Below are 26,074 nucleotides of genomic sequence, written 5' to 3' on the forward strand. Positions count from 1 at the left end.
CCAACACAGGCTCGAGGCGGTTGACATGCGAGCGACAATCATGACGACCCCATTGCCTGTCTTCCGCCTCCTGCTTGCCATCAGTGCCGGGCTGATCCTGACCGGACTGCCCTCGCCGTCGCGCGCGCAGAACATCGTCGTCATGGTCAACGGCGATCCGATCACCGATTTCGACATCGATCAGCGCGCCAAGCTCGACCAGCTGACGACGCAGAAGACCCCGCCCCGGCAGGAGGTCATCAAGGAGCTGATCGACGACAAGGTGAAGCTCAAGGAAGGCAAGAAATTCGGGGTCGATCCCGGCGTCTCCGACGTCAACCAGTCCTACGAGGGCATGGCGCAGCGCATGCGCATTTCGCCCGAGCAGCTCACCAAGTCGCTCGAATCCAAGGGCGTCCGCCCCGAAACGCTGAAGGGGCGCATGAAGGCCGAGATGGTCTGGACCAGCCTCGTGCGCGGCCGCTTCAAGGAGAAGCTGCTCGTCGGCGAGCGCGACGTCGCGCAAGCCGTGCAGGCCCAGACCGGCGACAAGCTTCAGATCGAAGGCACCGAATACAAGATGCAGCCGATCGTGCTGATCGTGCCGCGCGGCTCGTCGGCGGCGTTCCTGGAAACACGCAAGAAGGAAGCCGAGACCTATCGCTCGCGCGTCGCCAGCTGCGAGGAAGCCAATTCGCTGTTCCGCTCGACCCCGAACGCCACCATCCGCGACAGCGTCACCAAGACCACCGCGGAACTGCCGGAGGCGCTGCGCAAGGTGCTCGACGATACGCCGATCGGCCATTTGACCGCGCCCGAGCTGACCAAGAACGGCATCGAGATGGTGGTGCTGTGCGCGCGCAAGCCGACCATGATCGACACGCCGAAGAAGCGCGAGGTCCGCGAGAAGATGTATCAGGAGAAGTACGAGAAGACCCAGAAGGCCTATCTCGACGACCTCCGCAAGGCGGCGATGATCGAATATCGCAACCGCTGATGGCCCATCGCGCAGCAAAGCCACTTCCCCTTGCCCTGACCCTGGGAGAGCCCGCCGGCATCGGCCCCGACATCACGATCGCAGCCTGGCTGAGGCGCCGCGAGCTGAACCTGCCGGCCTTCTACCTGCTCGGCGACGAGGCGCTGATCGCGCGACGCGCCAAAGCGCTCGCCGCCGATCTCAGGATTGCCGCGGTGAGCCCCGGCGAAGCCGAGGCCGCCTTCACTGACGCCCTGCCGGTGGTTGCCACCGGCGAGCGCGCGACCGCCGAGCCTGGCAAGCCCGATGCATCGAGCGCATCGGCCGCGCTGGCCTCGATCCGGCAGGCGGTCACCGATGTCCGCGAGGGCCGCGCCGGGGCCGTGGTCACCAATCCGATCGCCAAGAGCGTGCTCTATCGCGCCGGCTTCCGTCATCCCGGCCACACCGAATTCCTCGCCGAGCTCTCAGCAGAGGACGGCCGCGTGCCGCAGCCGGTGATGATGCTGTGGTCGCCGCAGCTCGCCGTGGTGCCCGTCACCATCCACGTCTCGATGCGCGAGGCACTGGCGCAGCTCACCAGCGAGCTGATCGCCTCGACCGTCCGCATCGTCGCAACCGAGCTGAGATCCCGCTTCGGCATCGCGCGGCCGCGCATCGCGGTCTCCGGCCTCAATCCGCATGCCGGCGAAGACGGCTCGCTCGGCCACGAGGAGCAGACCATCATCGCGCCGGCGCTGAAAACGCTGCGCAGCGACGGCATCGAGGCAAGAGGCCCGCTGCCCGCCGACACCATGTTCCACGAGGCCGCGCGCAGCACCTATGACTGCGCCGTCTGCATGTATCACGACCAGGCGCTGATCCCGATCAAGACCGTCGCCTTCGACGACGCGGTCAACGTCACGCTCGGCCTGCCCTTGATCCGCACCTCGCCCGATCACGGCACCGCCTTCGACATCGCCGGCACCGGCAAGGCCAATCCGGCCAGCCTGATCGCAGCCTTGAAGCTCGCAAGCCGCATGGCGGCTTCGCAAACCTGATGAGCGCGATCGACGACCTCCCGCCGCTGCGCGAGGTCATTCGCCAGCACGCGCTGTCGGCGCGCAAATCGCTCGGCCAGAACTTTCTGCTCGACCTCAATCTCACCGCGCGCATCGCGCGCGCGGCCGCGCCGCTGGAAGACTCCACCATCGTCGAGATCGGCCCTGGCCCCGGCGGGCTGACACGCGCGCTGCTCGCGCTCGGCGCCAAACGCGTCATCGCCATCGAGCATGACGAGCGCGCGATACCGGCGCTTCAGGAAATCTCCGCGCGCTATCCTGACAGGCTCGAGATCGTGCATGGCGATGCCATGACCTTCGATCCGCGTCCGCTGCTCGATGGCGAACGAGCAAAAATCGTTGCCAACCTGCCCTACAACATCGCGACCCAGCTTCTGATCACCTGGCTCACGAGCGAGCCCTGGCCGCCCTGGTACGATCTGATGGTCTTGATGTTCCAGCGCGAGGTCGGCGAGCGCATCGTCGCGCGCGAGGACGAGGAGGCCTATGGCCGGCTCGGCGTGCTCGCCAACTGGCGCTGCGAGACCAAGATCCTGTTCGACATTGCGCCGTCCGCCTTCGTGCCGCCGCCGAAGGTCACCTCCTCCGTCGTGCGCTTCACGCCGCGCGCAGAACCTCTGCCCTGCGATCGCAGGCTGCTCGAACAGGTCGCCGCCGCCGCGTTCGGTCAGCGCCGCAAGATGCTGCGGCAAAGCCTGAAGTCGCTCGGCGCCGATCCGGCGCGGCTTGCACAGGCCGCCGGCGTCGATGCGACGCGGCGCGCCGAGACCATTCCGATATCAGGCTTTGTTGCCATGGCCTGTGAATTGGCGGATATACGCAGCGAAACCAAATAATAGAATTCCGGAGGAGAGAATATGGCGCTGATGCGCAGGCAGTCCCTGGTCAAGTTCGACGCGCCCTTGTGCGAGACCATCGTCGACACGCCGAAGCCTGAAGGACGCGAGGTGCTGGTCCGCATCGAGCGCTGCGGCCTCTGCCATTCCGATCTCCACATCCAGGACGGCTACGCCGATCTCGGCGGCGGCAAGAAGCTCGACACCACGCGCGGCATGACGCTGCCCTTCACGCTTGGCCACGAAATTGCCGGCGTGGTCGACGAGGTCGGTCCGGACGTCGCTGCCGGTCTCGTCGGCACCAAGAAGGCCGTCTTCCCCTGGATCGGCTGCGGCCAGTGCCGCGACTGCGCCAATGGCGACGAGAATCTGTGCGCGAAGCAGCGCTTCCTCGGCGTCTCCATCGACGGCGGCTTCGCCACCCACGTGCTGGTGCCTGACGCCAAATATCTGCTCGACTACGATCCTCTGCCCGTCAACCAGGCCGCGACCCTGATGTGCTCCGGCGTCACCGCCTATGGCGCGCTCAAGCGTCTGGTCGATCGCCCCCGCCAGCGCAACCTCTTGCTGATCGGGCTCGGCGGCGTCGGCATGATGGGCCTGTCGTTCGCGCAGGCGATGTTCAAGCAGCCGATCACGGTCGCCGACCTCTCGGCGGCCGCGCGCGACACCGCGCTGAAAAACGGTGCCGCCGTCGCCTATGATCCGTCCGAGCCCGACGTGATCAAGCGCATCCTGAAGGAGACCGAAGGCGGCTTCGACGAGATCGTCGATTTCGCCGGCAACGAGAAGTCGATGGCGTTCGCCGTCGCCGTCGCCGCGCGCGGCGGCAAGATCGTGGTCTCCGGCCTGATGGGCGGCCAGTTCACGCTGCCGATGGTGCAGTGGGTCTATAAGCGCATGACGATCGAGGGGTTCATGGTCGGCACGCTCGCTGAGGCCCAGGAGCTGATGGCGCTGGCGCGCGCCGGCAAGATCAAGCCGACGCCGATGCGCGAGGAGCCGATGGGCGACGTCCAGAAATGGATCGACGAGCTACGCGCCGGCAAGGTCGTCGGCCGCATCGTGCTGAAGAACTGAGCCTTCGCGGCGGCGGGCCCGACGCAAGTTGCGCCCGCTGCACGGAACGCCTTCGGCCCCGCCGCGTTGGCAGCGCATGTCCATTCGCTGCACCGTCGAAAGCGCATTCTTCATCGCCTGGAGCTGCCTGGAGCAGAGCGGCGAGCTCGGCCCGCCGGACGAGAGCGCCAACGTCATTCTCGACGCGATCGAAGCCCAGCTCAGGACGGGCGAACGCCGGCAGCTGATGCTCGCCAACAGGGCGATCGACGCCTACCGCGCGCATGCGGCGCAACTCCGATCCTCCGAAGACCGTGAAGCCCGCTTCGGGTGATCATCACCACCACCTTAGGACCCGCCGGCCCGGCGGCATTCGGGCAGATCACGGCCGGCGGTCCGTCGGGCAAAGCCACGGGGCATGGCGCTGCACCAGTACGGTACGCCAATCCGCGAGCCGCTATGTTCACTCCTGAACAGACTTCGCGAAGATTGACGCTGCCGGGCCGCGCGCATGCAGCCTCGCTGCTCTGCCTTCCAGATTTCCGCAAAGGCGGCGCGAGAACTTTTAGGCCCCCGGCGCCGCCTTGTGTACACTTTGGAACCGTTGGTTCCGCCACGGAAACGTAGGGTTCTGGCCGGCGCCGATTCCCGGCCAGCCAAGAGAAAAAACCGTGACCGGTCGGCCCCAGAACGATCTGCTCCGGCAGCTCGCCCCCCGAGATTTCGAACGTCTTGCACCTCATCTCCAGCTGGTCGAACTCGAGGCGAACCACATCCTGCATCACCCGGGCGATGCCGTAGGGGCGGTTCATTTCCCCTGCGGCCCCACGTTCGTGTCGTTCGCCGTACCGGTCGAGGATGATCGCGAGGTCGAGAGCCTGCTGGTCGGACGCGAGGGCGCTGTGGGCATTACCGCCGGCCGCACCCCTTGGCTCGCCTACTCCCGCATCGTCGTAAAGCTCGGCGGCACGCTCGTCCGGCTGCCGCTGCGCGCGCTCGAGCAGGCGCAGCAGCGGTCGGCCGCCTTGCAAGAGATGTTTTCGCGCTATGCCGACTGCCAGTTCGCGCAGTTGTTGCAGAACGCCGCCTGCAACGCCGCCCATTCGATCGAACAGCGCGCCGCCAAGTGGATCATCTCCACGCAGCAACATATCGGCCAAGCCGAGATTCCCCTCACTCACGAGCAACTCGCCGGCATCCTCGGCGTCTCTCGCAGCTATGCCAGCCGCGTCATCCAGATGTTCAAGGCAAGGGGCATCCTCGCCACCCGCCGCGGTGCCATCCTGATCCTCGACGCAGCCGCTCTGGACGCCAGGGCCTGCTGCTGCAACGATTGGGTGAAGAAGCATTTTGACGAAGTGCTCGGCAGGGCGACAGCCGCCGATGGCTAAAGGGCGATGCGATTAGGATGAACCGCCATCGCGCTTCAGGTTGTTATTTTAGCACGATCTTTTCGGAAAACCGCTGCGCACTTTTCCGGATCATGCTTTAGCACGCGGCGATCTCACGCACGCGGCGGCGACTGACGTTTCTGGTGCAGATAGGTCGGGCTGAAATCGCCGAGCCGCTGCAAGGCGCGCCATTTCAGCACGATCAGCTCGCCCTCGCGCAGATCCATGGTTCCGCTGCGCCTGAGCTCGGCCACTGTCCGGTTCACGGTCGCGATCGCCATGCCCAGCGTCTCGCCGAGTTGCACCAGGCTGATCGGCATGCGGCAGCGATTGCCATGGACGAGCTGCGCGGAGCGGGCGCGGTAGAACAGCTCGCAGAACAGATGCGCCATGCGCGCCTGCATCGGCCGGGCGCTGTTGTTGGTGATCGCCTCGCGAAAGATCGCGGCATCGAGCAGCGTCTCGCGCCAGACCGCCAGGCCAAAGCTTGGCCGCCGCCGGAACATCATGAGCAATTCGCGATGCGGGATGAAGGCGACTGAGGCCGGCCCCAGTGCGCTCAATCCATGGTCCATCTGGTCGATGAACAGGCCCTGCGCGTCCGGAAGGTCGCCGGAAAGATGGAACGCGAGATATTGTCGCCGGCCGCCGCCGAGCAGATGATAGCGTGCGACCATGCCCGAGACGACCAGCGCCGAATGTTCGGGTTCGTCGCCCTGACGGATGAAATCCTCGTTGGGCTCGAAATCGCGCAGTGTGAAGGTGAGCGCCCGGATATCGGCAAGATCCTCATCGGCCAGCGCGGTGTGCTCGCACAGGTTCCGTATCAACACATCGTGGGCTTTTTCCATGCGGCCACCAAAAATGCCACCGGTTCTATCAAATGATACGACCGGCATGGGTTCAGGGGACTAGAACGCAAGTCGGAAGCACAGGTTGCTAACCGGTTTGCGCCCGGGGTCGCATCCGCCCGTCACCCTCGATTGCGAGCCGAGCCGAGCCGTTCCTTCATGAGCCCTACGACGATCCTGAGGCGCATCCGCAGCCTGTTCACGTCCGATAGGAGCGAGCACCTCGACAGCACCAGCGATGGCGTCGCTACGGGCATGTCGAAGGAGCCGGTCAGGCCGATGTCCGATCAGGAACTCGCCCGCACCATCCGCGCGTTCCGCTCGGCGTCGGTGCCGCGCGACCGTTGAAGCACCACGGCGGGCTCATGCCACATCCGAAGTTCATCGCGCGTCTGCAGGCGATCGAAGGCCTGTCCGAGGACGAGCGCCGGCAGATCGCCGCCCTGCCCTCCGCGCTGCGCCAGGTCGCCGACGGCGAGATCGTGCTGCCCCAGGGGGAGGCCTCCTCGCGCTGCGTGTTCGTCGTGAGCGGCTTCCTGTACCAGGCCCGCATCGTCGGCGACCGTAGCCAGATCCTTGCGTTCCACGTTCCCGGCGACATGCCCTGCCTGCACACGCTGCTCGTCCCGCCGATGGATGCGGACCTCGTCAGCCTCGGACCGACCATCGTCGGCACAGTCGCGCACAGCCAGCTCAAGCAGCTTCTCGGCAGCTCGATCCATTTGACTCGCGCGTTCTGGCGCGAGACCCTGATCGATGCGGCGATTTCGCGGCAATGGATCGCCCGCCTCGGCGCGCAGGCGGCCTTGCCCAAGGTCGCGCACCTCATCTGCGAGCTCGCCGCAAGGCTGGAGGTCGTCGGCCTTCTCAAGGACGGCTGCTTCCAGATGCCGATGACGCAGCGGCACGTTGCCGACGCCTGCGGACTGTCGATCGTCCATGTCAATCGCACCATTCAGGAACTGAGGCATCGCGGATTGATCGCTTGGGAGGGCAGCGAGATCGATCTGCTGCAGCCCGAAGAGCTGCGCAAACTTGCGGATTTCACGCCGGACTATCTGCCCTGAGCTGGACGGAGCAATGCGAGCTCACGGAGCGCCCGTCGGTTACTTCTTCTTGTCGCCTGCCCTGCGTTGTCCGGACACGCCTTTGCTTTCGGGCTGGTTTGCCCGATTGGCATTCATGCCTGTGGTGTCCATCGTCCCTCGCTCCGTGGCACCGTTGGTGTTTTCCGGCCTGTCCATGCCGGTCTGCGGAGCCGGCCCCGTATTCTGAGCAATCACGGGACCGGACATGGCTGCAAATGCGGCCGCGGCAATCAGCGCTTTCATGGGTATCTCCCTCGTCTGATCAAAGACGTGCCCACAGGCGAGTTGTTCCCCATGTTCCGATCTCGCGCGGGACTGCAGCGAAGCATCCCTCACGACCGCGACGGGAGTGTGCGCCATGACTTGAGCAGCGGGCCGCCGGGTCCAGCGACGGGATCCGTCTTCGGCTTGCGGACCTTGGCGATGCGCTTGACGGCGTCGGGACGCTCTCGCGTGTCGGTGCACTCGTCGTAGGTCCCGTCCTGGGGGTACGCGCCGACGACCAGAAAGTCCCGGCTGGACTCGATGAGGCGGTGTCCCGTGCCTGCGGGAAGGACCAGAACATCGCCGGCCTTCACACTCAGGATCCGCCCCTTGATCCCGCCGCACTCGAGCCTGGCCGCGCCGCGCGCCACGCCCATCACTTCGTGAATCTGCGAATGATAGTGAACGAAGTCGTACACGGTGTCGCGCCACGACCTGCCCCAGCCATTCGTGTCGAACAGCGTGTCCATGATGACGTCAGGGGGAAAACGCCGGTTCTTCAGGTTCACCGCGCCGCGATAGAGCAGCACCGGAAATTTCGGGTTGTTCGGAACGATGCCGTCGTCGCGAAAATGCAGTTCTGTCGTTTTACGCGCCCGCACGAGCGCACGCAAAGTCGCCGCATCGGGGTGGTGCTCCACCAGCTTCTTGGCGAAATTCTTGACCTGATCCTTGATCGGCATGGCGTCTCCTCAGCCGCGAGTCAACGACGGCAGAGGCGAGAAGTTTCCAGAGCCGAAAGCATCTTGGCGACGGTCTCCGCGCCATGGCAAAACCGCAAGATCGGTGGAGCATGTGATGCCTCCATGCGCTTTAGCTGGTGCTGCCACGGAGAACGAAAACGATGACGGCGGCGCTTCAAAACTACCATGCCCGGATGCAGCGGGTGCTGGATCACATCGACCGGCATCTGGACGACGATCTGGACCTGGACAGGCTGAGCAGTGTTGCCGCCTTCTCGAAGTTTCATTTCCACCGGCAGTTTGCGGCGGCCTTCGGGCTGTCGGTGCATCGCTATATCCAGCTGGCCCGTATGAAGCGCGCTTCCTACCGGCTGGCTTACGTCGAGGCTCAAAGCATCACGGAGATCGCGATGGATGCCGGCTACGATGCACCGGGCGCCTTCGCCCGCGCCTTTCGGCAACGGTTCGGGCAATCGCCGTCGTCATTCCGGAAATCTCCCGACTGGGAGCCGTGGCTTGCGGCCTTCGGGCCTCTCGACAACGCAAGGAGCAAGCTCATGCAGAAGACCTTTACCAGCGCCGACGTAACGATACGCGATGTCCCCACGAAGGTGGTGGCGATCATGGAGCATCGGGGCGACCCGGCGACGCTTCCCGCCACCATCCAGCGGTTCATCGCCTGGCGCAAAGCCGCCGGCCTGCACCCCAGGACAAGTCCGACCTTCAACGTCTGGCGTTCCGAGCGGCGGCCTGCCTCGCCCGCCGATTATAGCGTGGACCTCTGTGTCGGAACCGAGCAACCGATCGAGCCGAACGGCGAAGCGATCAAAGCCGGCGAGATTCCGGGCGGACGCTGCGCAGTGCTGCGCGTCGTCGGCAACACCGACAATCTGGAGCCCGCCGCGCGCTACCTCTATCGCGACTGGCTTCCGGCCAGCGGCGAGGAAGCACGCGACTTCCCGATCTACTGCCAGCGGCTAAGCTTCTTCCCGGAAGTGCCGGAGCATGAGACAGTCGCGGAGCTGTTCTTGCCGCTGAAATAGCGGCCTCGGGCGGCGGCTTGTCCGTTCCGCTCAAGTGAACGGACAGGCCGCAGGATCGATCGATGGAGCAAAGCGATGCCCCTCGGTCACGCCGCATGGAAAGAGCGCGTCAAGCCCTGCCAGCAATCAGTTCGGCAAACCTCCGCAGGTAGAGCGGCCAGCCCTGATCACTATCAACGCCACTCCGTACGCCTTCCCACCCTTCGCCGTGCCGTTCGAGGTGACGGTGTTCCAGCTCCAAACGGGTCCGGCTTGGCGTCTCCGCGATGAACCGCACCTCCCATTCACTGGTGTTCGCAGGATCAGTCTCGATTTGCCAGCGCGGGCTGATATCCCAGCTCAGAAGGACTCGATTTGGTGGTTCGAACGCCAACACACGCGCCCAACGGCATTCGCTGCCGTCGATACCCCGATCATAAACGCTTCCGCCCACCCGCGGCTCGAACACAGTCTCTGCGATGGCGACGCTGAGCAGATTGTGCTCGCGCGGCTTGAAGCTGCCGAAGTCTTCAGTGAAGACTTTGAACGCGCGCTCGATCGGCGCCTCGACAACGATAGACTGTTTTACAGGCGCAGCCGATACACGTGTGTTCATTTCTTTTCCTCCGTTGGTTTTTCGACGGTTAATTTGTAAGCTGCCAGCGTATCGCTCCAGAACCGGTCGAGCCACGCACGCATCTGGCCGAGCCCTGTTGGATCGATGTGATAAACGTTGCTAGCTCCCTTCGGCTCAGCGCGAACCAGGCGAGATTCGCGAAGCACCTTGAGATGCTGTGAGACGGCCGACTGGGACACGGTGAGTTGCCGCGTGATTTCAGCAACCGTGCGTGGCCGTGCACCCACGAGTTCAAATATCCGCCTGCGGGTCGGATCGCCGAGAGCCGCCAGTTGCGCGCTGTCTTTAGCCATAGCTACCCACCGCCCGATGCGAATCGAACCCGTTGGGTCTGCAGTCTGGCCGGCTGTTCGAGGTATAATAAGTCATAACTAATGATTAGTACAAACTGATTGTCGGGTCAATCATTGCTGACGGGAAAACGGCGGTCCCTGACGAGCGTCGGGGCAAAACACCCGGTCCAGCCCTCTCTACAAAGGATTCCCCTTTACCGAATTTCGGATTTGTGGGATACGACGCCCATCCCGGCCCTTGCCAAAGGGGCGCTTCGCGATCGCACGTGCGGGCCGAGCTTGCGGTGGACGCGGTAGCGCCGGCGCGGCACGCGTGATGACAGGGCGGGCAACCGTGAGTCCTCAGGCGACGCGGCACGACACGCGGTCACAGCGGTCCCGTTGATGTCTGGGGGCGAGCACACGCAAGCCTCCAGGTATGTAGGCGGGATCGTCCGCGGACGGAGAAGTCGTGTGGTCCTGACGCCCCGGGTCTGTGCGTCAAGGCTTGCGGTGATATGGCGGCCCGACCGGGCACGCACATCAGCCATCTCGCAAGGCGACGGGGGCAATAGTGCATCGCTCCCCGAGGAGAGCACGAAGGACACCGTTAAAACCAGCCGCGCAGGGAAGGCCGGGCGACCGGCATCACCTGTGATCGACTCCGTGTGCATTTCTGTCGCGCACGGATCTCGGGTGCCGCCGGCGCCCGGCGTTCCCTGCGCCCTTTGGCCTTCATCGGGCGCCGAACGACAGCAAGCCTCGGGCGAACGCGCCGCGAGATTGAAGAGGCGCATCTGCAGCCACACACTCAGTGTCCATCACCTGCGAAAGCGGGTGCTCCAGTATTCCAGAGGCCGCTGTGACTGAATCGACAGGCCGCAGCGGACTGGATTCGCCCCTTTCGCGCGGAATGACAGCGTCACTTAGAGAAGCAAGTTGCAATTAGGACGGGGGAAGCGCCTCAGATTCCTCTCGTGCCCCGGACGCAGCGCAGCAGCGTAAGAACGCTGCAGCGCGTCCTGGGACACCAACGTGAGCTACGCCCCACTTCCTCCCTCGGCCGCTTTTCGCCCGCGCATCCAGCTGTTAGACTGGCCCCGTTTAATTTGAGGAATTTTGATGCGCGCGAGGATTTTCGATCGCGTTTTGGCGATGGCGGCGCTGGCGCTGCTTGTCGTCATTGCGGAGCCGGCGTCGGCCGAGAAGCGCATCGCGCTCGTGGTCGGCAACTCCGCCTACAAGAACATCACGCCGCTCGACAACCCCTCCAAGGATGCGAGCCTGATGGCGGAGACGCTCGGCGCGCTCGGCTTCACGCTGGTCGGCGGACGCGCCCAGCTCGATCTCGACAAGGGCGCGATGGACTCCGCCGTGCAGAGCTTCGGCCAGCAGGTCCAGGGTGCCGATGTCGCGCTGTTCTATTATGCCGGCCACGGCGTCCAGGTCGCAGGCTCCAACTATCTCGTGCCCGTCGGCGCCAATCCGACGCGGGAGGCCGATGTCGACTTTCAGATGACCGACGTCAATCTCGTGCTGCGCCAGATGCAGGGCTCCGGCACCCGCCTCAACCTCGTGATCCTGGATGCCTGCCGCAACAACCCGTTCGGCTCACGCAGCTTGCGCGCCGCAGATGGCGGCCTCGCGCAGATGCGTGCGCCCGAGGGCACGCTGATCTCCTATGCGACCCAGCCCGGCAACGTCGCCCAGGACGGCAGCGACGGTCACAGCCCCTACACCAAGGCGCTGGCGACGACGATCCGGACCGCTGGCCTCGACGTGTTCCAGACCTTCAACCAGGTCGGCCTCGCCGTGAAGCGCGCCACCGCGGGTGCGCAGCAGCCCTGGGTGTCGTCCTCGCCGATCGACGGCACCTTCTATTTCGTCCCCCCGACGCAAACGGCCCCGCCGCAGATCGCGGCGATGCGGCCCGATCCCCTGCCGGCGGAGCGTCTGCGCGCCGATCCCGACCGCGTACCCTTGCGCGATGCCGCGCTGCTCAGTGAGCTCAGCGAACGGCTCTACGAGCTCAATTTCGACCCAGATACCGCCGACGGCCTCACCCGCGCGATCACAAAACTTCAGCAGAGGATCGCGATGGCACCGAATGGGGAAGCAACTGAGGGCCTGCTGCTGCGGATGCGCAAGATGGAGGACCTCAAGCCCTGGGGCTCGATCGTCTACGGTCCTGACAACAGCAAATGGGGCATCTCGTGGAACCACGCCTCGCGGCGCGCGGCGGTGGCGGATGCGCGCGGCAATTGCGCCGGCGCCAAATGCCCGATCGAGCTCTCCTTCTACGGCCGAGGCTGCGGCGCCTTCGCGATCTCCGACAAGTCCTGGTCGCTGGTCCAGCGCGAGGGCGTGCAGCGCGCCAGGGACGCCGCGCTTGACGAATGCGGCAAGGCTGGCAAAGCTTGCCGAATTATCGGATCTGTCTGTGCGGACGGCTCCGGCCGCTGATGCCATTTTCATTTCGGATTTTTTTGCTCATGCTCAATGCCGTTTCCCGTCCGATAGCGCTCGCCTTGCTCCTCACCGCCGCCCTCGCCTCGCCTTGCGCACTCGCCCAATCCGGCAGCGCCGGGGGCTCGATCGGCAATGACGAGAAGTCGCTATCGGGCTCGCGTCAGGATCGTTCCTCAGACCGCTCGGCCGAGCCCGCGCCCTCGGCGCGCCGGAGCAAGCCGGCCGCTGAAGAGCCGCGTTCGTCGTCGCGGCGAAGCGGCGGCGGTGGTGGCGGCGGTGGCTTTGATGGCGCCTGGGTGGTCACCAGCGTCGGCTGCGGCGGCACCACGTCCGGCGCGGTCGTCGTCTCCTCGGGCAAGGTCATCGGCCAGGGCGTCACTGGGACCGTCAGCCCGAGCGGTGCGGTCAGCACGGTCGGTGAAGGCGATGGCGTGACCTTCACAGGGTCCGGCCGTCTCGGAGCCCGCAGCGGTTCCGGAACCTGGCGCCGCTCCGACGGCTGCGGCGGAACCTGGACCTCAGCCAAGCAATAGCGAGGGCAAGACGACCGATTTCACTGCGGAACGAACGCCCCGCAGGCCCGATTCAAGCCACATCCTCTCCGGATTTGCGGCTCATTGCCACCCAAGTCTTTGATGACAAAGCGGTGGTTAAGAGTTGCGTCAGCGTAACCGGGAGACCAGGATGGGCAACCGCACCGCAAAATTCGTATCCGCGCTGGTCGGCAGCATCATCGCCGGCGCGCCACTGGCTGCCGTGTCGCAGAACGCGCCGAGTACACCGAGCACGGCCAGCACGGCTGCCGACTGCCTGGGCTCGCCGAAGGGCGCCGCGCCGCAGGGGCAGCACTGGCACTATCGCCTCGAACGCACGACCAAGCGGCAGTGCTGGTATCTGCGGGCGGCCGGCGACAAAGCCTCCAAGGCCGCGCAGGCGACACCCGACGCACAAAATACGGATTCGACCGCGCCGCAATCGGTGCAGAACGCGCGTGCCGAATACGCTGCTCCACAAAGTGCCGCGCCGGGTGCGCCGAACATGACTGCGCCTGCGCCGGCAGCAGCGAGTACGCCGCCGGTCGCGCAACAGCCGCCGGCCACCATCAACGACACCGCGCAGCAGCCTGCCGGCGCCACGCGCTGGCCCGACGCCGCCACGCCGGCTCTCTCCCCCGCACCACAGCCGCAGCCTGCTCCCGTCGCGGCCGCCGCGCCGCCGAGCGCGAAGCCGGCTAAGCCTCCCGCTCCAATCGCCCCGGCCGCAGCGGACGGCAGCGCCGACAAGCCGACCGGCTCGCTGCAGATGCTGCTGCTGGTGATCGGCGGGGCGCTGGCGCTCGCCGGTATCCTCGCCAGCCTCATCTACCGCTTCGCCGGCGGACGCGTCCGAGTCCAGTCCGCCGACCGCCGCGGGCATTGGGACGATTGGGCGCCGCAGGACCATAACGCAAGCCACGCACCCTGGCTCGGTGCGACGGCGGCCGACGCAACGCGCGCACCGCTGCGCCCGGTCGACTTCGATGAAGCACGTCCGCAAGCGGCCAAGCAAGTGACCAAGCTTGCCGCGCTCGGCCATGAGATCGAACTGATCGACGCGCGCAAGCCGCGTGCCGCGGCAGCTGCCGCAGGGCCCGCCGAGACCGGACGCGATGAGGTCGAGATCAAGACGTTCGACCGGGAATTCCGGATCGAGGCTGCTGCGCCCCAGCCTGCCGCCAGCGAGAGCGGCGAGGATCGCGATCACGCGCCTGCAGGCCGCGACCGGGAGGATACGGTCGACGTCGACGGCATCACGACGATGCTGGAACAGCTGGCGAAGCAAGGCCCGCGCCTGTCGCGGCCTAACCTTGAAGCTGAGCTTGCAAACTTCGAACGAAGCCTGCGAGGCCGATCCGCCGCTCGCGCTTGAGGCGCTCGGCCTTCAGGATCGACTGCACCTCGGCGAAGGCCTCGTCGACGTCGTAGTTGATCACGATGTAGTCGTACTCGGCCCAGTGGCTCATCTCGTGGCTGGCGCGGCTCATCCGCTTCCGGATCACCTCGTCTGAATCCTGCGCGCGTGAGTGCAGGCGCTTTTCTAGATCGGCCGCCGAGGGCGGCAGGATGAAGACACTGACGACATCGGCACGCGCCTTTTCGCGCAATTGCTGCGTGCCCTGCCAGTCGATGTCGAACAGCACGTCCTGCCCGGCTGACAACGCCGCCTCGACCGGCCCGCGCGGCGTGCCGTAGCTGTTGTCGAAGACCGTCGCCCATTCCAGGAGTTCGCCAGCCTTCACCATCGCCTCGAACGTCGCCTTGTCGACGAACGAATAATCCTTGCCGTTGACCTCGCCTGGCCGCATTGCGCGCGTCGTCGCCGAGACCGACATTTTCAAGCCGGGCATCCGCTCGATCAAGAGACGCGACAGCGTCGTCTTGCCCGCGCCCGAGGGCGAGGACAGCACGAACATCAATCCGCGCCGCTCGACACCGTCAGTTGCGTGACCGCCCATCGTCATCGATCACTCCAGATTCTGGACCTGCTCGCGGAACTGCTCGACCACGTTTTTCATGGCCAGCCCCGTATTGGTTAGCTCGATGTCGTTCGACTTCGAGCAGCAGGTGTTGACCTCGCGGTGAAATTCCTGCGCCAGGAAATCGAGCTTGCGGCCGATCGGGCCGCCTTTGCCGATCAGCTCGCGCGCCTGCGCGATGTGCGAGGCGATGCGGTCGAGCTCCTCGCGGATGTCGGCCTTGGTGGCGATCAGGATCGCCTCCTGCATCAGACGGTCGGAATCGAAGCGGTCGGTGGTGTCCAGCAGCGCGGCGATCTGCTCGGCGAGTCTGGCCTTGATCGCCTCCGGCTTGCGGCCGGGCGCGGCTTCCGCCTTTTTCGCCAGCTGCTCGACCTCTTCCACCCGCTGGATCAGGATCTGCCCGAGCGAAGTCCCCTCGCGCTTGCGCATCGCGACGAGCTCGTCGAGTGCCTTGTCGAAGGCCTCCGCGGCAGCGATACGCGCGGCCTTGTCCTCCTCCTCATCGCCCTCCGGCTCGGCGACCTCGACGACGCCCTTGATGGCGAGCAGGCCGTCGATGCTCGGGGCCACCGCATCGACCTTGCCGGCGATCATGGCGGCGGCCTTCAGGACGGCGTTGAGCACGTCCTCGTTGACACGAACCGTGGCGGCGGCGTTGGCGCGCTTGACGGTGAGATTGGCGTAGACGGTGCCGCGCGAGAGCAGCTCGCCGGCGCGCTTTTTGGCGTGGGCCTCAAGCTCGTCGAACCCCTGCGGCAGCCGCACCCTGAGGTCAAAGCCCTTGGCGTTGACCGACTTCAATTCCCATTCGAACGTGTACGGCCCGCTTGCGCCGTGGCTTCTTGCAAAGCCGGTCATGGACGACAGCGCCATCAGGTCAATTTCTCCGGAAACACGGGATTCGCAAGGCATCAAGCCACGCGAATCTTAAGACTATTTTGCAGGAAAGTGGAATCCGCAAAGTCCCGCAGGCAGGTCTGCAACGCGCCTAGCGCTGGACCACCGGCGGCGAGGGTTGCACCGCGCCCTGCCGCGCCGGCGCGGGATTGGCTGGACTGGCCGGCCGTGACGGCTGCTTTTTCTGCTGGTTGGGCCGCGCCGGCGTCGTCGCGGTCGGCGCGTCCGCAGCCCCGGGCGCGGCGGCGGCCGGGGGCGGCGCATCCTCGGCCGGCTCCACCGTGTCGTTCTGGATCTGCTTTTCCATCGCGCGGAGCTTGGCGACGTTCTTCTGATGCGCGTCGTAAGTCTCGGTGAAGGCATGCCCGCCGGTGCCGTCGGCGACGAAATAGAGGTCGCGGGTGCGGGCCGGATTGGCGGTCGCCTCCAGCGAAGCGCGGCCGGGGTTGGAGATCGGTCCCGGCGGAAGCCCCTCGATCACATAGGTGTTGTACGGCGAAGGCTGCGTGATCTCGCTGCGCTTGATCGGCCGGCCCAGCGTGCCCTTGCCGCCGACGAGACCGTAGATGATGGTCGGATCGGACTGCAGCTTGATGCGCTGCTTCAGGCGGTTGACGAACACCGCGGCGACGCGGCTGCGCTCGTCGGGCTTGCCAGTTTCCTTCTCGACAATCGAAGCCAGCGTCACCAGCTGCTCCGGCGACTTGACCGGAATGTCCTGGTTGCGACGCTCCCAGATCTCGGCGAGCACACGCTTGTGCGCCTGCTGCATGCGCTGGACCACCTGCTCGCGAGGGGTGCCACGCGGGAACTTGTAGGTCTCCGGCAGCAGCGTGCCCTCGCGCGGCAGTTCGCGCACGCTGCCGGTGAAGATGTCGTTGTCGGACAGACGCGCCACGATCTGCTCGGAGGTTAGCCCTTCCGGAATCGTGACTGCATGCTGCACCACCTTGCCCTCGACGATCGTGGCGATGACGTCGCGCAGCGATGCGTTCTTCTGGAATGAATATTCACCGGGCTTGAGGTCCGAGCTCGCCTTCAGCGCAGCAACGCTGGCGATGAACACCCACGGATTGATGTCGGCGACGCCTTCCCGGTTCAGCGTTTCGGCGATGTCACGCTTGCCGGCGCGCTGCGGGATGTTGACGATCTTGTCTTCCCTCAACGGTCCGGGCGCCTCGAGCACCTGCCGGCCGTAATAATACACGCCGCCGGCGCCGAGCATGGCAATCAGCAGGAGGGTGATGATGGCGTTGCCGACGACCACGAAAGGATTGCGCGCGCGCTCCGATCGCTTCGGCGGCGGCGGGAGTTGCTCGGGCTCGAGCGCTGCCCGCGGACTCCGGGGCGAAATGGGCGGCCTTTCACTCATCGAAATAACCTGAATCCTGCCGGTTCAATCGCGACCTGACAATCGCTTGCCCTGCCAAATGCACGCGCCCACTTCTATGACTATCGCCGAATACGGCAAAACGGTGGATTCGTCTCGAACGCAAACTAACTGGCCAAACGCCGGACGATCACCGACGCATTGGTACCGCCAAAACCAAAAGAGTTCGACAAGGCGACATTGACCTCGCGCTTCTTCGCCTTATGCGGCACGAGATCAATCGCCGTCTCCACCGACGGATTGTCGAGGTTAATCGTCGGCGGCACGACATTATCGCGAATCGCGAGAATGGCGAAGATCGCTTCGATCGCACCGGCGGCGCCGAGGAGATGTCCGGTCGACGATTTGGTCGAGGACATCGCAACCTTGGAGGCGGCGTTGCCGAGCAGACGCTCGACTGCACCGAGCTCGATCTCGTCGCCGAGAGGCGTCGAGGTGCCGTGCGCGTTGATGTAGTCGAGATCGGAGGCCGTAATCCCCGCGCGCTTCAGCGCAGCGGCCATGCTGCGGAAGCCGCCATCGCCGTCGGGGGACGGCGAGGTGATGTGGTAGGCATCGCCCGACAGGCCATAGCCGATCACTTCGGCATAGATCTTCGCGCCGCGGCGCCTGGCGTGATCGAGTTCTTCCAGCACCAGGACGCCGGCGCCCTCGCCCATCACGAAACCGTCGCGGTCCTTGTCATAGGGACGCGAGCCCTTCTCGGGCGTCTCGTTGAACCCGGTCGAGAGCGCGCGTGCGGCGTTGAAGCCGGCAATGCCGATGCGGCTGATCGGCGACTCGGCGCCGCCGGCGACCATCACATCGGCGTCCCCCAGCGCAATCAGGCGGGCGGCATCGCCGACCGCATGCGCGCCGGTCGAGCAGGCCGTGACCACCGAATGGTTCGGCCCCTTCAGCCCGTGCGCGATCGAAACGTAGCCGGAGGCGAGGTTGATCAGGCGGCCGGGAATGAAGAACGGCGACACCCGGCGCGGTCCGCGCTCCTTCAGCAGGATCGCGGTGTCGGCGATGCCGCTGAGGCCGCCGATGCCGGATCCGATCATGGTTCCGGTCGCGCACTTGTCCTCTTCGGACTGAGGGTGCCAGTTGGCGTCGTCGAGCGCCTGGCCGGCTGCGGCCATGCCGAAGATGATGAAGTCGTCGACCTTGCGCTGGTCCTTCGGCTCCATCCACGTGTCGGGATTGAAGGTGTCGTTGGTGCCGTCGCCGCGCACGACGGTGCAGGCGTATTTCGTCTGAAGATCGGAGACATCGAAACTCTCGATCCGGCGCGCGCCGCTCTCGCCGTTCAGGATGCGTCTCCAGCTCGGTTCGACGCCGCAGCCGAGCGGCGACACCATGCCGAGACCAGTGACGACAACCCGCCTCATATCCGAAAACTCCGCATCGAAAGACTCACGGCCAATAACAAGAAACCGGCTGACCGCTGGGAAGCGGCCCGTCCGGTTTCAATGTTGTCCCCGCGAAAATGAAGAGCTTAGCTCTTCGCGTTCTTCTCGAGAAACTTCGTGGCATCACCGACGGTGAGAATCGTTTCCGCGGCGTCGTCCGGAATCTCGCAACCGAATTCCTCTTCGAACGCCATCACCAGCTCGACGGTGTCCAGACTGTCGGCGCCGAGGTCGTCGATGAAGCTCGCAGCGTCGACAACCTTCTCGGGTTCAACACCAAGGTGTTCGACCACGATCTTCTTAACCCGCTCGCCAATGTCACTCATTGCATAACCTCGTGTTGTTCCCTGTAGACCCGACCCCCGGGACGATACGAGCCGTCGTGGTCGTGTTACTTGCCTTCGCTTACGAACTTTAGATTTGGCCCCATCCTAACCGACAAAGGGCCCGGCGAACGACGGCCAAGGCTCCGCATCGCCAATATACAGGGTTTCAAAAACCTGCAATGGCGTTCTTTGCCCATCCGTTGAGCGTCCGGTTATCATACTTCAATTGCCTTGACTACAAGCCTCATTTCGCTCCGGAAACGGCCGTTTGCCGCATTCCGCACCGCCCATGTGGGCAGTGCGGAACGAAGCATCAGATCATGGCCATGCCGCCATTGACATGGATAGTTTGCCCGGTGACGTACGCCGCTTCGTTCGAACTCAGGTAGACGGCGGCAGCCGCGATGTCCTCGGGCGTCCCCAGGCGGTTGGCCGGAACCTTGGTCAGAATCGTTTCGCGCTGCTTGTCGTTGAGGGCGTCGGTCATCGGCGTCTTGATGAACCCGGGCGCGATGCAATTGGCGGTGACGCCGCGCTTGGCGTATTCGGCTCCCAGCGTCTTGATCATGCCGATCAGGCCCGCCTTCGAGGCCGTGTAGTTGCCCTGGCCGGGATTGCCGGTGACTCCGACCACCGAGGTGATGGCGATGATGCGGCCGAAGCGCTTGCGCATCATCAATTTGGTGGCGGCGCGGGCAAGCCGGAAGGTCGAGGTCAGATTGACGTTGATGACCTCCTCCCAATCCTCGTCACGGAGCTGCACGAAGAGATTGTCGCGGGTGATGCCGGCATTGGCGACGAGGATGTCGACCTGACCCATCGCCGCTTCCGCAGCAGGCACCAGTGCCTCGACCTCGTCGGCCTTGGAGAGATTGCAGGGCAATACGAAGGCACGCTCGCCAAGCTTGCCGGCAAGCTCATCCAGCACCTCCTTGCGCGTTCCTGATATCGCGACGGTGGCGCCCTGCGCGTGCAGCGCCTGCGCAATCGCCCCGCCGATGCCGCCGGTCGCGCCGGTGACGAGCGCCTTTTTGCCAGTCAGATCGAACATCGATAACAAACTCCCTCCAAAGCACGATCCGGAAAAGTGCGCAGCGGTTTTCCGACAAGATCGTGCGTAAACGATAGACTCAACCGCGATGACGAACCATCGTGGTTCAGCCCTGCTTCGCAGCGGCCAATGCATCCTTGGCGGCGGCAATATCGTTGGGACCGCCGACGGCGACGCCGACGGCACCGTCCGCAATGCGCTTGACCAGACCCGTCAGCACTTTGCCGGCGCCGATCTCGAAGAACCGGGTAACGCCCTGCCCTGCCATATAGGCAACCGACTCGCGCCAGCGCACGGTGCCGGTGACCTGCTCGACCAGGCGGCGCCGGATCTCGTCGGGATCGGTGATGGCGCTCGCCAGCACGTTCGACACCAGCGGCGCGGCCGGCGCCTTGATCGTGACCTTCGCGAGCGCGTCCGCCATGGCATCCGCCGCCGGCTGCATCAGCTTGCAATGGAACGGGGCGGATACCGGCAGCAGCATCGCGCGCTTGGCGCCCTTGGACTTGGCGATTTCGACGGCGCGATCGACCGCGGCCTTGTCGCCCGAGACGACCACCTGTCCGCCGCCATTGTCGTTGGCGGCCTGGCAGACTTGCCCCTGCGCTGCCTCCTTGGCGACCTGCATGGCAGCCTCGTAGTCGAGACCAAGCAGCGCGGCCATCGCGCCGGCGCCGACCGGGACCGCCTTTTGCATTGCGAGACCGCGGGTGCGAAGCAGACGGGCCGTATCTGAAATCGTCAGGCTGCCAGCCGCAGCCAGCGCCGAATATTCACCGAGCGAGTGGCCCGCGACGAAGGCCGCATCTCGTCCCACGGAAAAACCGGCCTCAGCCTCCAGCACGCGCAGGGTGGCGACGGACACCGCCATGAGTGCCGGCTGAGCGTTTTGGGTGAGCTGGAGGGTTTCGGCCGGACCATCCCAGATGATGGCCGTCAGCTTCTCGGACAGCGCAGCATCGACCTCGTCGAACACGGCGCGCGCTACCGGAAAAGCGTCGGCCAAGGCCTTGCCCATGCCAACCGCCTGGGATCCCTGCCCCGGAAATGTGAATGCTGCCGTCATCGGCGCCCCCTGCTTGTCGGGCACGATCCCTCCTAAGAACCGACAGCCGACGACGCGCGGCCTTGGGCCGTGGTTCCTTGGGCCGGGGTTCCTTGGACCATGTTTCGGGATGATGCTCCAAAGGGGGCCGTAGACACTGTCCGGGGCCGAACTGTCAAGCCGAGATGGGAACTCTGGCCGGCATTCGACCGGGGATAAGGCCGCTCAAAACCCGCCGGCGGTCTGGTTGGCGTCGACCTCCGAGCCGGCCTGCGCGCGGCGCGCGCTGTTCACCAACTGACCTGGCCGGTCATCGCGGTCGGGCTTCGCCGTCGCCAACCGCAGCACCGCTGCATAGCCCGGCTGCACCTCCATGCGGCCGGCATGCCGGCTCGCGCTCAGCAGCCGATGCACCTTCGGCAGATTGTAGCAGGGCACATAAAACAGCAGGTGATGTTCGAGGTGATAGTTCACGTAGTACGGCGCGATGAACAAGCGCTCGAGAAGATTGGCATGCGTGGTGCGGGTGTTGCGCAAGGGATCGCTGCTGTCGGGGACGACCGCGTGCTCAGCAATGTTACGGATGCGGGTGATGACCATCATCCAGGTCAGGAGCGGCACCAGCCATAGCAGCGGATAGGCCCACCACACGCCGGCGGCCGCAAGCGCTGCGAACATCACGGCATTGACGATGCATTGCGGACCGAGCTTGTCCCAGAAATGCGCCAGGCGCTGGCGCCACGGCCAGCCCTTCGAGCCGAGCGCGTTGAGCAGTTGCGCCTTGCGCTGCTGGTAGCCGGTCTGTCCGGTGATGTCGCGAATGAACTTGCGGCGGTAGCTCAGCTTCGTGATCGGAAACGGCGCCGACAGCACAAGATCGGGATCATCCTCCTGCTGCGTGCGCGCATGGTGCTGAAGGTGGTAACGCCGATAGCTTCGCGTCTCCGCAAACAACGGATAGGCACAGAACCACTGACTCAGGGTCAAATTGGTCTTCTCGTCGGCGGACAGGCAGCCATGGGCGCCGTCATGCATCAGGATCGCCAGGCCCAGCTGGCGCGAGCCGATGATGGCAACGGCGAGGACATAGGTGAGCGGATTGGGCCACCACGCGACCAGAGCGATCGCGGCAATGATCAGCGTCCAGGCGTGCGCGATCAGCGCAACGCCTTTCCAGGTCACACGCTGACGCACGTCGGCAAGCTGGTCGTCGGTCAGGAAATCGCGGGCACGCATGCGAAGCGCGGTCATGGCCTAACTCTCCCCATCCGAAGTGGTCGACGTGCCGCGCTCCTCAACGAGGCGCAGGCGCGCGGCATCGCCAGTGGATTTCGCCTGCTCGCCGAGCACGCGCAGCATCTCGGCGCAGAGCGCCTCGGGCGAACGGCCCATGGCGTAGCCTTCGAGAATGACGCCGATGGCGACGGCCCAGAACCGCCGCGAGCTTTCGTCGGGCGCGCGCAGCGAGCGCCAGCCGTGCCGCGCCACCTGGCTCGCATAGGCGCGAGCGCCTTCGCCGTGCAGGCGTTCGATCGTGCGCTCGACGAGCGGTGCAAGATCCTGCCGGCGCCGCGTCAATGTCAGCGCTTCGGCGAAGAAAGCGACTGAATCGCTCGCCGTCACGGTCCGCGCCAGCGCATGCGTGTAGTCCCGCGGCGTGCGCGCCTTCAACGCCGCCTGCTCGGTGGCGCGCGCCAGATACAGCAGCTCGCGGCAGGCGCATTCGACGAACAGCGCCTCCTTGGTGCGGAAATAATAGGTGATCTGGCTCGGGAACGCGTCCGCGGCGGCGGCGATGTCGGTGATCGCCGTGCCAGACAGCCCCCGCTCGCGAAATAGCGGGCTTGCCGCATCCAGCAGCAGCGAGCGCATCTTGCGGCCGGCCGAGCGCGTGGCTCGCGCGGCGTGCTTGGGGTCGCCTGCGGAGGCCTCCAGCGGAGCTTGGACCGATTCACCCGTCATCAGCACCTCCCGATTATTTGTTTGTATGACATACAAACAAGTAGGTCAAGCTGGTACGAGAGGATGGGTTCGGCCCCGTACCGGCACCAGCCGAAAACGCGGCGCTCCAACCTTGCCAAATCAGCCAAAATCCGTATAAGGCGCGCATCCGCAGACCCCGGCCGGGAGCTGAACGGACGGTCTCAGCAAATCATTCGTGATCTGGTGTGGCAGGGCCAGTCGGCCCGTCGTCCCGTGTTTCCGCCTTCTGAGCTTAATCCCAGAGTCCTTTCCGAAGGCCTCTTAAGGGCTTGACGCCGGGCGATGCGCCAACATGAGGAAAGGACCACCATGGCTCTTTATGAGCATGTTTTTCTCGCGCGTCAGGACGCGAGCACGCAGCAGGTCGAAGAACTGACTGCGCAGATGACCGGCATCGTCGAGGGTCTCGGCGGCAAGGTCACCAAGACCGAGAATTGGGGCGTGCGCTCCCTCACCTACCGCATGAACAAGAACCGCAAGGCGCACTTCGTGCTGCTCAACATCGACGCGCCGTCCGCGGCGATCGCCGAGATCGAGCGCCAGGAGCGTATCAGCGAAGACGTGATCCGCTATATCAGCGTGCGCGTCGAGGAGCTCGAGGAAGGCCCGTCCGCGATGATGCGCAAGGCCGACCGTGATCGCGAGCGTGACGATCGTGGCGGCGGCTTCCGCGGCGAGCGTGAAGGCGGCTTCCGTGGCGACCGCGAGGGCGGTTTCCGTGGCGGCGATCGCGACGGCGGTGGCTTCCGCGGTGATCGCGGGCCGCGCCGTCCGCGCGAAGAAGCTGCTGAAACCACCACGACGGATGGGGAGTAAGAACAATGGCTGAAGCTGGTGCACGCCGCCCGTTTTTCCGTCGTCGCAAGAGCTGTCCGTTCACGGGCGCCAATGCTCCCAAGATCGACTACAAGGACTCCAAGCTGCTGATGCGTTACGTCTCCGAGCGCGGCAAGATCGTGCCGAGCCGCATCACTGCCGTGTCCGCGAAGAAGCAGCGTGAGCTCGCTCGCGCTATCAAGCGCGCGCGGTTCCTGGGCCTCTTGCCCTACGTCATTCGCTAAGACGACAATTCGGCCGGCGGCCGTTGAGCCGCCGGTCGCCACTTTTCTGAACTCATAAGGCTTCCGGGTCGTCCGGTCGCCGATGGTTGGGGCCAGATGCCTCTAACCGCTCGAAGGGAGCGGGACAGCTGATGATGGCCTTTGTGCTGATAGCCGTGATCGCCGGCGCTGCGTCGGCCCTGATGTTCGCCTCGATCATTTCGGGCGCGCTGATCTCGCTCGTCCTGTTCTATCTCGCACCTCTGCCGCTGATGGTCGCCGCGATCGGCTGGGGGCCGCTATGCGCGAGCGTCGGCGGCATCGCTGCTGCGATCGGCCTCGGCGCTCTGTTCGGCCTGCCCTATTGCATCGCATTCGCCGTCACCGTCGCGCTGCCGGCCTGGTGGCTCGGCCATCTCGTTCTGCTCAGTCGGCCGGCGGAACATGTCACGCCAGACGCCGCCACCGCACCTGCCGCCGCGCCTGACCTCGAGTGGTATCCGGTCGGCCGCATCCTGCTGTGGCTCGCGGGCTTTGCTACGCTGACCACGATCGCCGCCCTGCTCACACTCGGAACCGACGCCGAGACCATCCTCGGCACGCTGCGGCGCGGCCTGATGCGTCTCCTCCGGTCCACCGACCCGCAAAGCTCCGGCGAAGCCGGTCACTTCGTCGACGCTCTGGTGCGAATCGCACCCGCCGGCGCCACCATCGTCGCGATGATGACGCTGACCCTCAACCTTTGGCTCAGCGCCAAGGTCACGGCGACGTCGGGCCGGCTACGGCGCCCGTGGCCGGACATGATGACGGCGGCGCTGCCGCCGATGACGCTGGTGGCGCTCTGCATCGCGCTGGCCTTCTGCTTCACCGGCGGGCTGCTTGCGATCGTCGCGCAGATCACCGCGGCGGCGCTGATGATGGGCTACGCGCTGACCGGCTTTGCCGTGCTGCATACGCTCACGCTGGCGCTGAAAAGCCGCACGTTCTGGCTCGGCTCGACCTACGCCGTCGTGGTCGTGTTCGGATGGCCGGTGATCGCGATGGTGATCCTCGGCCTTGCGGACGCCATGTTCGGTTTCCGCGAGCGCTTCCTGCGCAGCCGGCAGCCGCCGCCACTGCCGACACCTTAAGTTCAACCCCGAAAACTGAAACTCAGATCACTTCACAGGAGAACGAATATGGAAGTCATTTTGCTGGAACGCGTCAACAAGCTCGGCCAGATGGGCGAAGTCGTGAAGGTTCGCGACGGCTATGCCCGCAACTTTCTGCTCAAACGTGGCAAGGCACTGCGCGCCACCGCCGACAACAAGGCCAAGTACGACGGCATGAAGGCCGAACTCGAGGCTCGCAACCTTCAGAGCAAGGGCGAGGCGTCCAAGGTCGCCGAGAAGATCCAGGGCAAGAACATCATCGTGATCCGTCAGGCTTCGGAAGCCGGCCAGCTGTTCGGCTCGGTCAACGTGCGTGACATCGTGGTCGCGTTCGAAGCTGACGGCATTTCGCTGGCCCGCCCGCAGGTCCAGCTCGACGCGCCCATCAAGACCATCGGCAGGCGTTCCATCACTGTTGCCATCCACCCCGAGGTTGAAGTCGAGATCACCGTGACGGTCGCGCGCAGCCAGGACGAGGCCGAGCGCATCAACCGCGGCGAGGACATCTCGACCCGCAACGACGACCGCGACGCGGCCGCCGAGGCGATCGCCGCCGCCGGCGAGTTCTTCGATCCGGAAGCCGAGCGCGACGAGGCCGAGCCGGCGCCCGCTGAGGAAGAGAAGTAAGTACGTCAGCTCGTCATTCCGGGATGGTCCGAAGGACCATACCCAGAATCTCGAGAGTCTCCGG

The 26,074-nt window shown here is 65.2% G+C and carries 30 protein-coding genes; 16 read left to right on the top strand and 14 right to left on the bottom strand.

Annotated features, from left to right (window positions below; translation table 11 throughout):
- Window positions 1-40: 40 nt before the first annotated feature.
- From IVB28_RS17655 to IVB28_RS17680, 6 genes are all read left to right on the top strand, one after another.
- Window positions 41-976 (top strand): peptidylprolyl isomerase, encoded by a 936-nt coding sequence (locus IVB28_RS17655; protein WP_247527797.1) that lies wholly within the window; start codon window positions 41-43, stop codon window positions 974-976.
- On the top strand, window positions 976-1,995 hold the full coding sequence (pdxA, locus tag IVB28_RS17660; protein WP_247527798.1) for a 4-hydroxythreonine-4-phosphate dehydrogenase PdxA: 1,020 nt from the start codon (window positions 976-978) through the stop codon (window positions 1,993-1,995). The genes IVB28_RS17655 and pdxA overlap by 1 nt, the downstream gene beginning before the upstream one ends.
- Complete coding sequence (gene rsmA, locus IVB28_RS17665; RefSeq protein ID WP_247527800.1) at window positions 1,995-2,852, top strand: 16S rRNA (adenine(1518)-N(6)/adenine(1519)-N(6))-dimethyltransferase RsmA; 858 nt, start codon at window positions 1,995-1,997, stop codon at window positions 2,850-2,852. Before pdxA ends, rsmA begins: the two co-directional genes overlap by 1 nt.
- A gap of 21 nt (window positions 2,853-2,873) precedes the next feature.
- Entirely contained in the window at window positions 2,874-3,932 is a 1,059-nt protein-coding gene (locus IVB28_RS17670; protein WP_247527802.1) for an alcohol dehydrogenase, read from the top strand.
- Between the two features lie 76 nt (window positions 3,933-4,008).
- Window positions 4,009-4,245 carry a hypothetical protein gene (locus IVB28_RS17675; protein WP_247527803.1) on the top strand — a complete coding sequence of 79 codons (237 nt, stop codon included), beginning with the start codon at window positions 4,009-4,011 and terminating at the stop codon, window positions 4,243-4,245.
- A 337-nt stretch (window positions 4,246-4,582) separates the two neighbouring features.
- Complete coding sequence (locus tag IVB28_RS17680; protein ID WP_247527804.1) at window positions 4,583-5,302, top strand: Crp/Fnr family transcriptional regulator; 720 nt, start codon at window positions 4,583-4,585, stop codon at window positions 5,300-5,302.
- Window positions 5,303-5,415: 113 nt separating this feature from the next.
- Here IVB28_RS17680 and IVB28_RS17685 read toward each other — a convergent pair whose 3' ends face one another.
- Window positions 5,416-6,153, bottom strand: a complete 738-nt coding sequence (locus tag IVB28_RS17685) for a Crp/Fnr family transcriptional regulator (protein ID WP_247527805.1) — start codon at window positions 6,151-6,153, stop codon at window positions 5,416-5,418.
- 159 nt (window positions 6,154-6,312) lie between these two features.
- Between IVB28_RS17685 and IVB28_RS17690 the strand changes: the two genes are divergently transcribed.
- The gene (locus IVB28_RS17690; protein ID WP_247527806.1) at window positions 6,313-6,501 is read left to right on the top strand and encodes a hypothetical protein; all 189 of its coding nucleotides are present in this window, start codon (window positions 6,313-6,315) and stop codon (window positions 6,499-6,501) included.
- A gap of 17 nt (window positions 6,502-6,518) precedes the next feature.
- Window positions 6,519-7,220 (top strand): Crp/Fnr family transcriptional regulator, encoded by a 702-nt coding sequence (locus IVB28_RS17695; protein ID WP_247527807.1) that lies wholly within the window; start codon window positions 6,519-6,521, stop codon window positions 7,218-7,220.
- Between the two features lie 39 nt (window positions 7,221-7,259).
- Here IVB28_RS17695 and IVB28_RS17700 read toward each other — a convergent pair whose 3' ends face one another.
- Together IVB28_RS17700 and IVB28_RS17705 are read right to left on the bottom strand one after the other, a co-directional pair.
- A complete protein-coding gene (locus tag IVB28_RS17700) occupies window positions 7,260-7,484 on the bottom strand; it encodes a hypothetical protein (protein ID WP_247527808.1) in 225 nt (74 codons plus the stop codon).
- Between the two features lie 89 nt (window positions 7,485-7,573).
- Window positions 7,574-8,188, bottom strand: coding sequence for a cupin (locus IVB28_RS17705; protein WP_247527809.1), 615 nt, complete (start codon window positions 8,186-8,188; stop codon window positions 7,574-7,576).
- Window positions 8,189-8,349: 161 nt separating this feature from the next.
- Between IVB28_RS17705 and IVB28_RS17710 the strand changes: the two genes are divergently transcribed.
- A complete protein-coding gene (locus IVB28_RS17710; protein WP_247527810.1) occupies window positions 8,350-9,231 on the top strand; it encodes an AraC family transcriptional regulator in 882 nt (293 codons plus the stop codon).
- Window positions 9,232-9,340: 109 nt separating this feature from the next.
- Here the strand turns inward: IVB28_RS17710 and IVB28_RS17715 are convergent, their stop codons facing one another.
- Together IVB28_RS17715 and IVB28_RS17720 are read right to left on the bottom strand one after the other, a co-directional pair.
- Window positions 9,341-9,826: an SRPBCC family protein gene (locus IVB28_RS17715; RefSeq protein WP_247527811.1), complete on the bottom strand. Its 486-nt coding sequence runs from the start codon at window positions 9,824-9,826 to the stop codon at window positions 9,341-9,343.
- The gene (locus IVB28_RS17720; protein ID WP_247527813.1) at window positions 9,823-10,140 is read right to left on the bottom strand and encodes a metalloregulator ArsR/SmtB family transcription factor; all 318 of its coding nucleotides are present in this window, start codon (window positions 10,138-10,140) and stop codon (window positions 9,823-9,825) included. The genes IVB28_RS17715 and IVB28_RS17720 overlap by 4 nt, the downstream gene beginning before the upstream one ends.
- Before the next feature lie 1,101 nt (window positions 10,141-11,241).
- Between IVB28_RS17720 and IVB28_RS17725 the strand changes: the two genes are divergently transcribed.
- The 3 genes from IVB28_RS17725 to IVB28_RS17735 all read left to right on the top strand — a co-directional run bounded on the left by IVB28_RS17725 (window position 11,242) and on the right by IVB28_RS17735 (window position 14,496).
- A complete protein-coding gene (locus IVB28_RS17725) occupies window positions 11,242-12,582 on the top strand; it encodes a caspase family protein (protein WP_247527814.1) in 1,341 nt (446 codons plus the stop codon).
- Window positions 12,583-12,611: 29 nt separating this feature from the next.
- Complete coding sequence (locus tag IVB28_RS17730) at window positions 12,612-13,121, top strand: hypothetical protein (protein WP_247527815.1); 510 nt, start codon at window positions 12,612-12,614, stop codon at window positions 13,119-13,121.
- 151 nt (window positions 13,122-13,272) lie between these two features.
- Entirely contained in the window at window positions 13,273-14,496 is a 1,224-nt protein-coding gene (locus IVB28_RS17735; RefSeq protein ID WP_247527816.1) for a hypothetical protein, read from the top strand.
- Here the strand turns inward: IVB28_RS17735 and gmk are convergent.
- The 9 genes from gmk to IVB28_RS17780 form a co-directional block, all read right to left on the bottom strand.
- Window positions 14,429-15,088 carry a guanylate kinase gene (gene gmk, locus IVB28_RS17740; protein ID WP_247527817.1) on the bottom strand — a complete coding sequence of 220 codons (660 nt, stop codon included), beginning with the start codon at window positions 15,086-15,088 and terminating at the stop codon, window positions 14,429-14,431. The two genes, IVB28_RS17735 and gmk, sit on opposite strands and share 68 nt — an antisense overlap.
- Window positions 15,089-15,091: 3 nt before the next feature.
- Window positions 15,092-15,979, bottom strand: coding sequence for a YicC/YloC family endoribonuclease (locus IVB28_RS17745; protein WP_247527818.1), 888 nt, complete (start codon window positions 15,977-15,979; stop codon window positions 15,092-15,094).
- 115 nt (window positions 15,980-16,094) lie between these two features.
- Entirely contained in the window at window positions 16,095-17,375 is a 1,281-nt protein-coding gene (gene mltG / locus IVB28_RS17750) for an endolytic transglycosylase MltG (RefSeq protein ID WP_247527819.1), read from the bottom strand.
- A gap of 125 nt (window positions 17,376-17,500) precedes the next feature.
- Window positions 17,501-18,766 (bottom strand): beta-ketoacyl-ACP synthase II, encoded by a 1,266-nt coding sequence (fabF, locus tag IVB28_RS17755; protein WP_247527820.1) that lies wholly within the window; start codon window positions 18,764-18,766, stop codon window positions 17,501-17,503.
- A 107-nt stretch (window positions 18,767-18,873) separates the two neighbouring features.
- A complete protein-coding gene (locus IVB28_RS17760) occupies window positions 18,874-19,113 on the bottom strand; it encodes an acyl carrier protein (protein ID WP_008130699.1) in 240 nt (79 codons plus the stop codon).
- A 313-nt stretch (window positions 19,114-19,426) separates the two neighbouring features.
- A complete protein-coding gene (fabG, locus tag IVB28_RS17765; protein WP_247527822.1) occupies window positions 19,427-20,164 on the bottom strand; it encodes a 3-oxoacyl-[acyl-carrier-protein] reductase in 738 nt (245 codons plus the stop codon).
- A gap of 106 nt (window positions 20,165-20,270) precedes the next feature.
- Window positions 20,271-21,230, bottom strand: a complete 960-nt coding sequence (gene fabD, locus IVB28_RS17770) for an ACP S-malonyltransferase (protein ID WP_247528584.1) — start codon at window positions 21,228-21,230, stop codon at window positions 20,271-20,273.
- Window positions 21,231-21,434: 204 nt separating this feature from the next.
- Window positions 21,435-22,460, bottom strand: coding sequence for a fatty acid desaturase family protein (locus tag IVB28_RS17775; protein ID WP_247527823.1), 1,026 nt, complete (start codon window positions 22,458-22,460; stop codon window positions 21,435-21,437).
- Window positions 22,461-22,463: 3 nt separating this feature from the next.
- Window positions 22,464-23,171, bottom strand: coding sequence for a TetR/AcrR family transcriptional regulator C-terminal domain-containing protein (locus IVB28_RS17780; protein WP_247527824.1), 708 nt, complete (start codon window positions 23,169-23,171; stop codon window positions 22,464-22,466).
- A 330-nt stretch (window positions 23,172-23,501) separates the two neighbouring features.
- On the opposite strand from IVB28_RS17780, the gene rpsF reads away from it, so the two are divergent.
- From rpsF to rplI, 4 genes are all read left to right on the top strand, one after another.
- Window positions 23,502-24,008, top strand: coding sequence for a 30S ribosomal protein S6 (gene rpsF / locus IVB28_RS17785; protein WP_247527826.1), 507 nt, complete (start codon window positions 23,502-23,504; stop codon window positions 24,006-24,008).
- 5 nt (window positions 24,009-24,013) lie between these two features.
- The gene (rpsR, locus tag IVB28_RS17790) at window positions 24,014-24,253 is read left to right on the top strand and encodes a 30S ribosomal protein S18 (RefSeq protein WP_007592020.1); all 240 of its coding nucleotides are present in this window, start codon (window positions 24,014-24,016) and stop codon (window positions 24,251-24,253) included.
- A gap of 131 nt (window positions 24,254-24,384) precedes the next feature.
- On the top strand, window positions 24,385-25,362 hold the full coding sequence (locus tag IVB28_RS17795; RefSeq protein ID WP_247527828.1) for a hypothetical protein: 978 nt from the start codon (window positions 24,385-24,387) through the stop codon (window positions 25,360-25,362).
- 48 nt (window positions 25,363-25,410) lie between these two features.
- Window positions 25,411-26,010, top strand: a complete 600-nt coding sequence (gene rplI / locus IVB28_RS17800) for a 50S ribosomal protein L9 (RefSeq protein ID WP_247527829.1) — start codon at window positions 25,411-25,413, stop codon at window positions 26,008-26,010.
- Window positions 26,011-26,074 lie beyond the last annotated feature (64 nt).

Origin of the sequence: Bradyrhizobium sp. 199 (assembly GCF_023073355.1) — a bacterium.
In the GTDB taxonomy this organism is placed as follows: domain Bacteria; phylum Pseudomonadota; class Alphaproteobacteria; order Rhizobiales; family Xanthobacteraceae; genus Bradyrhizobium.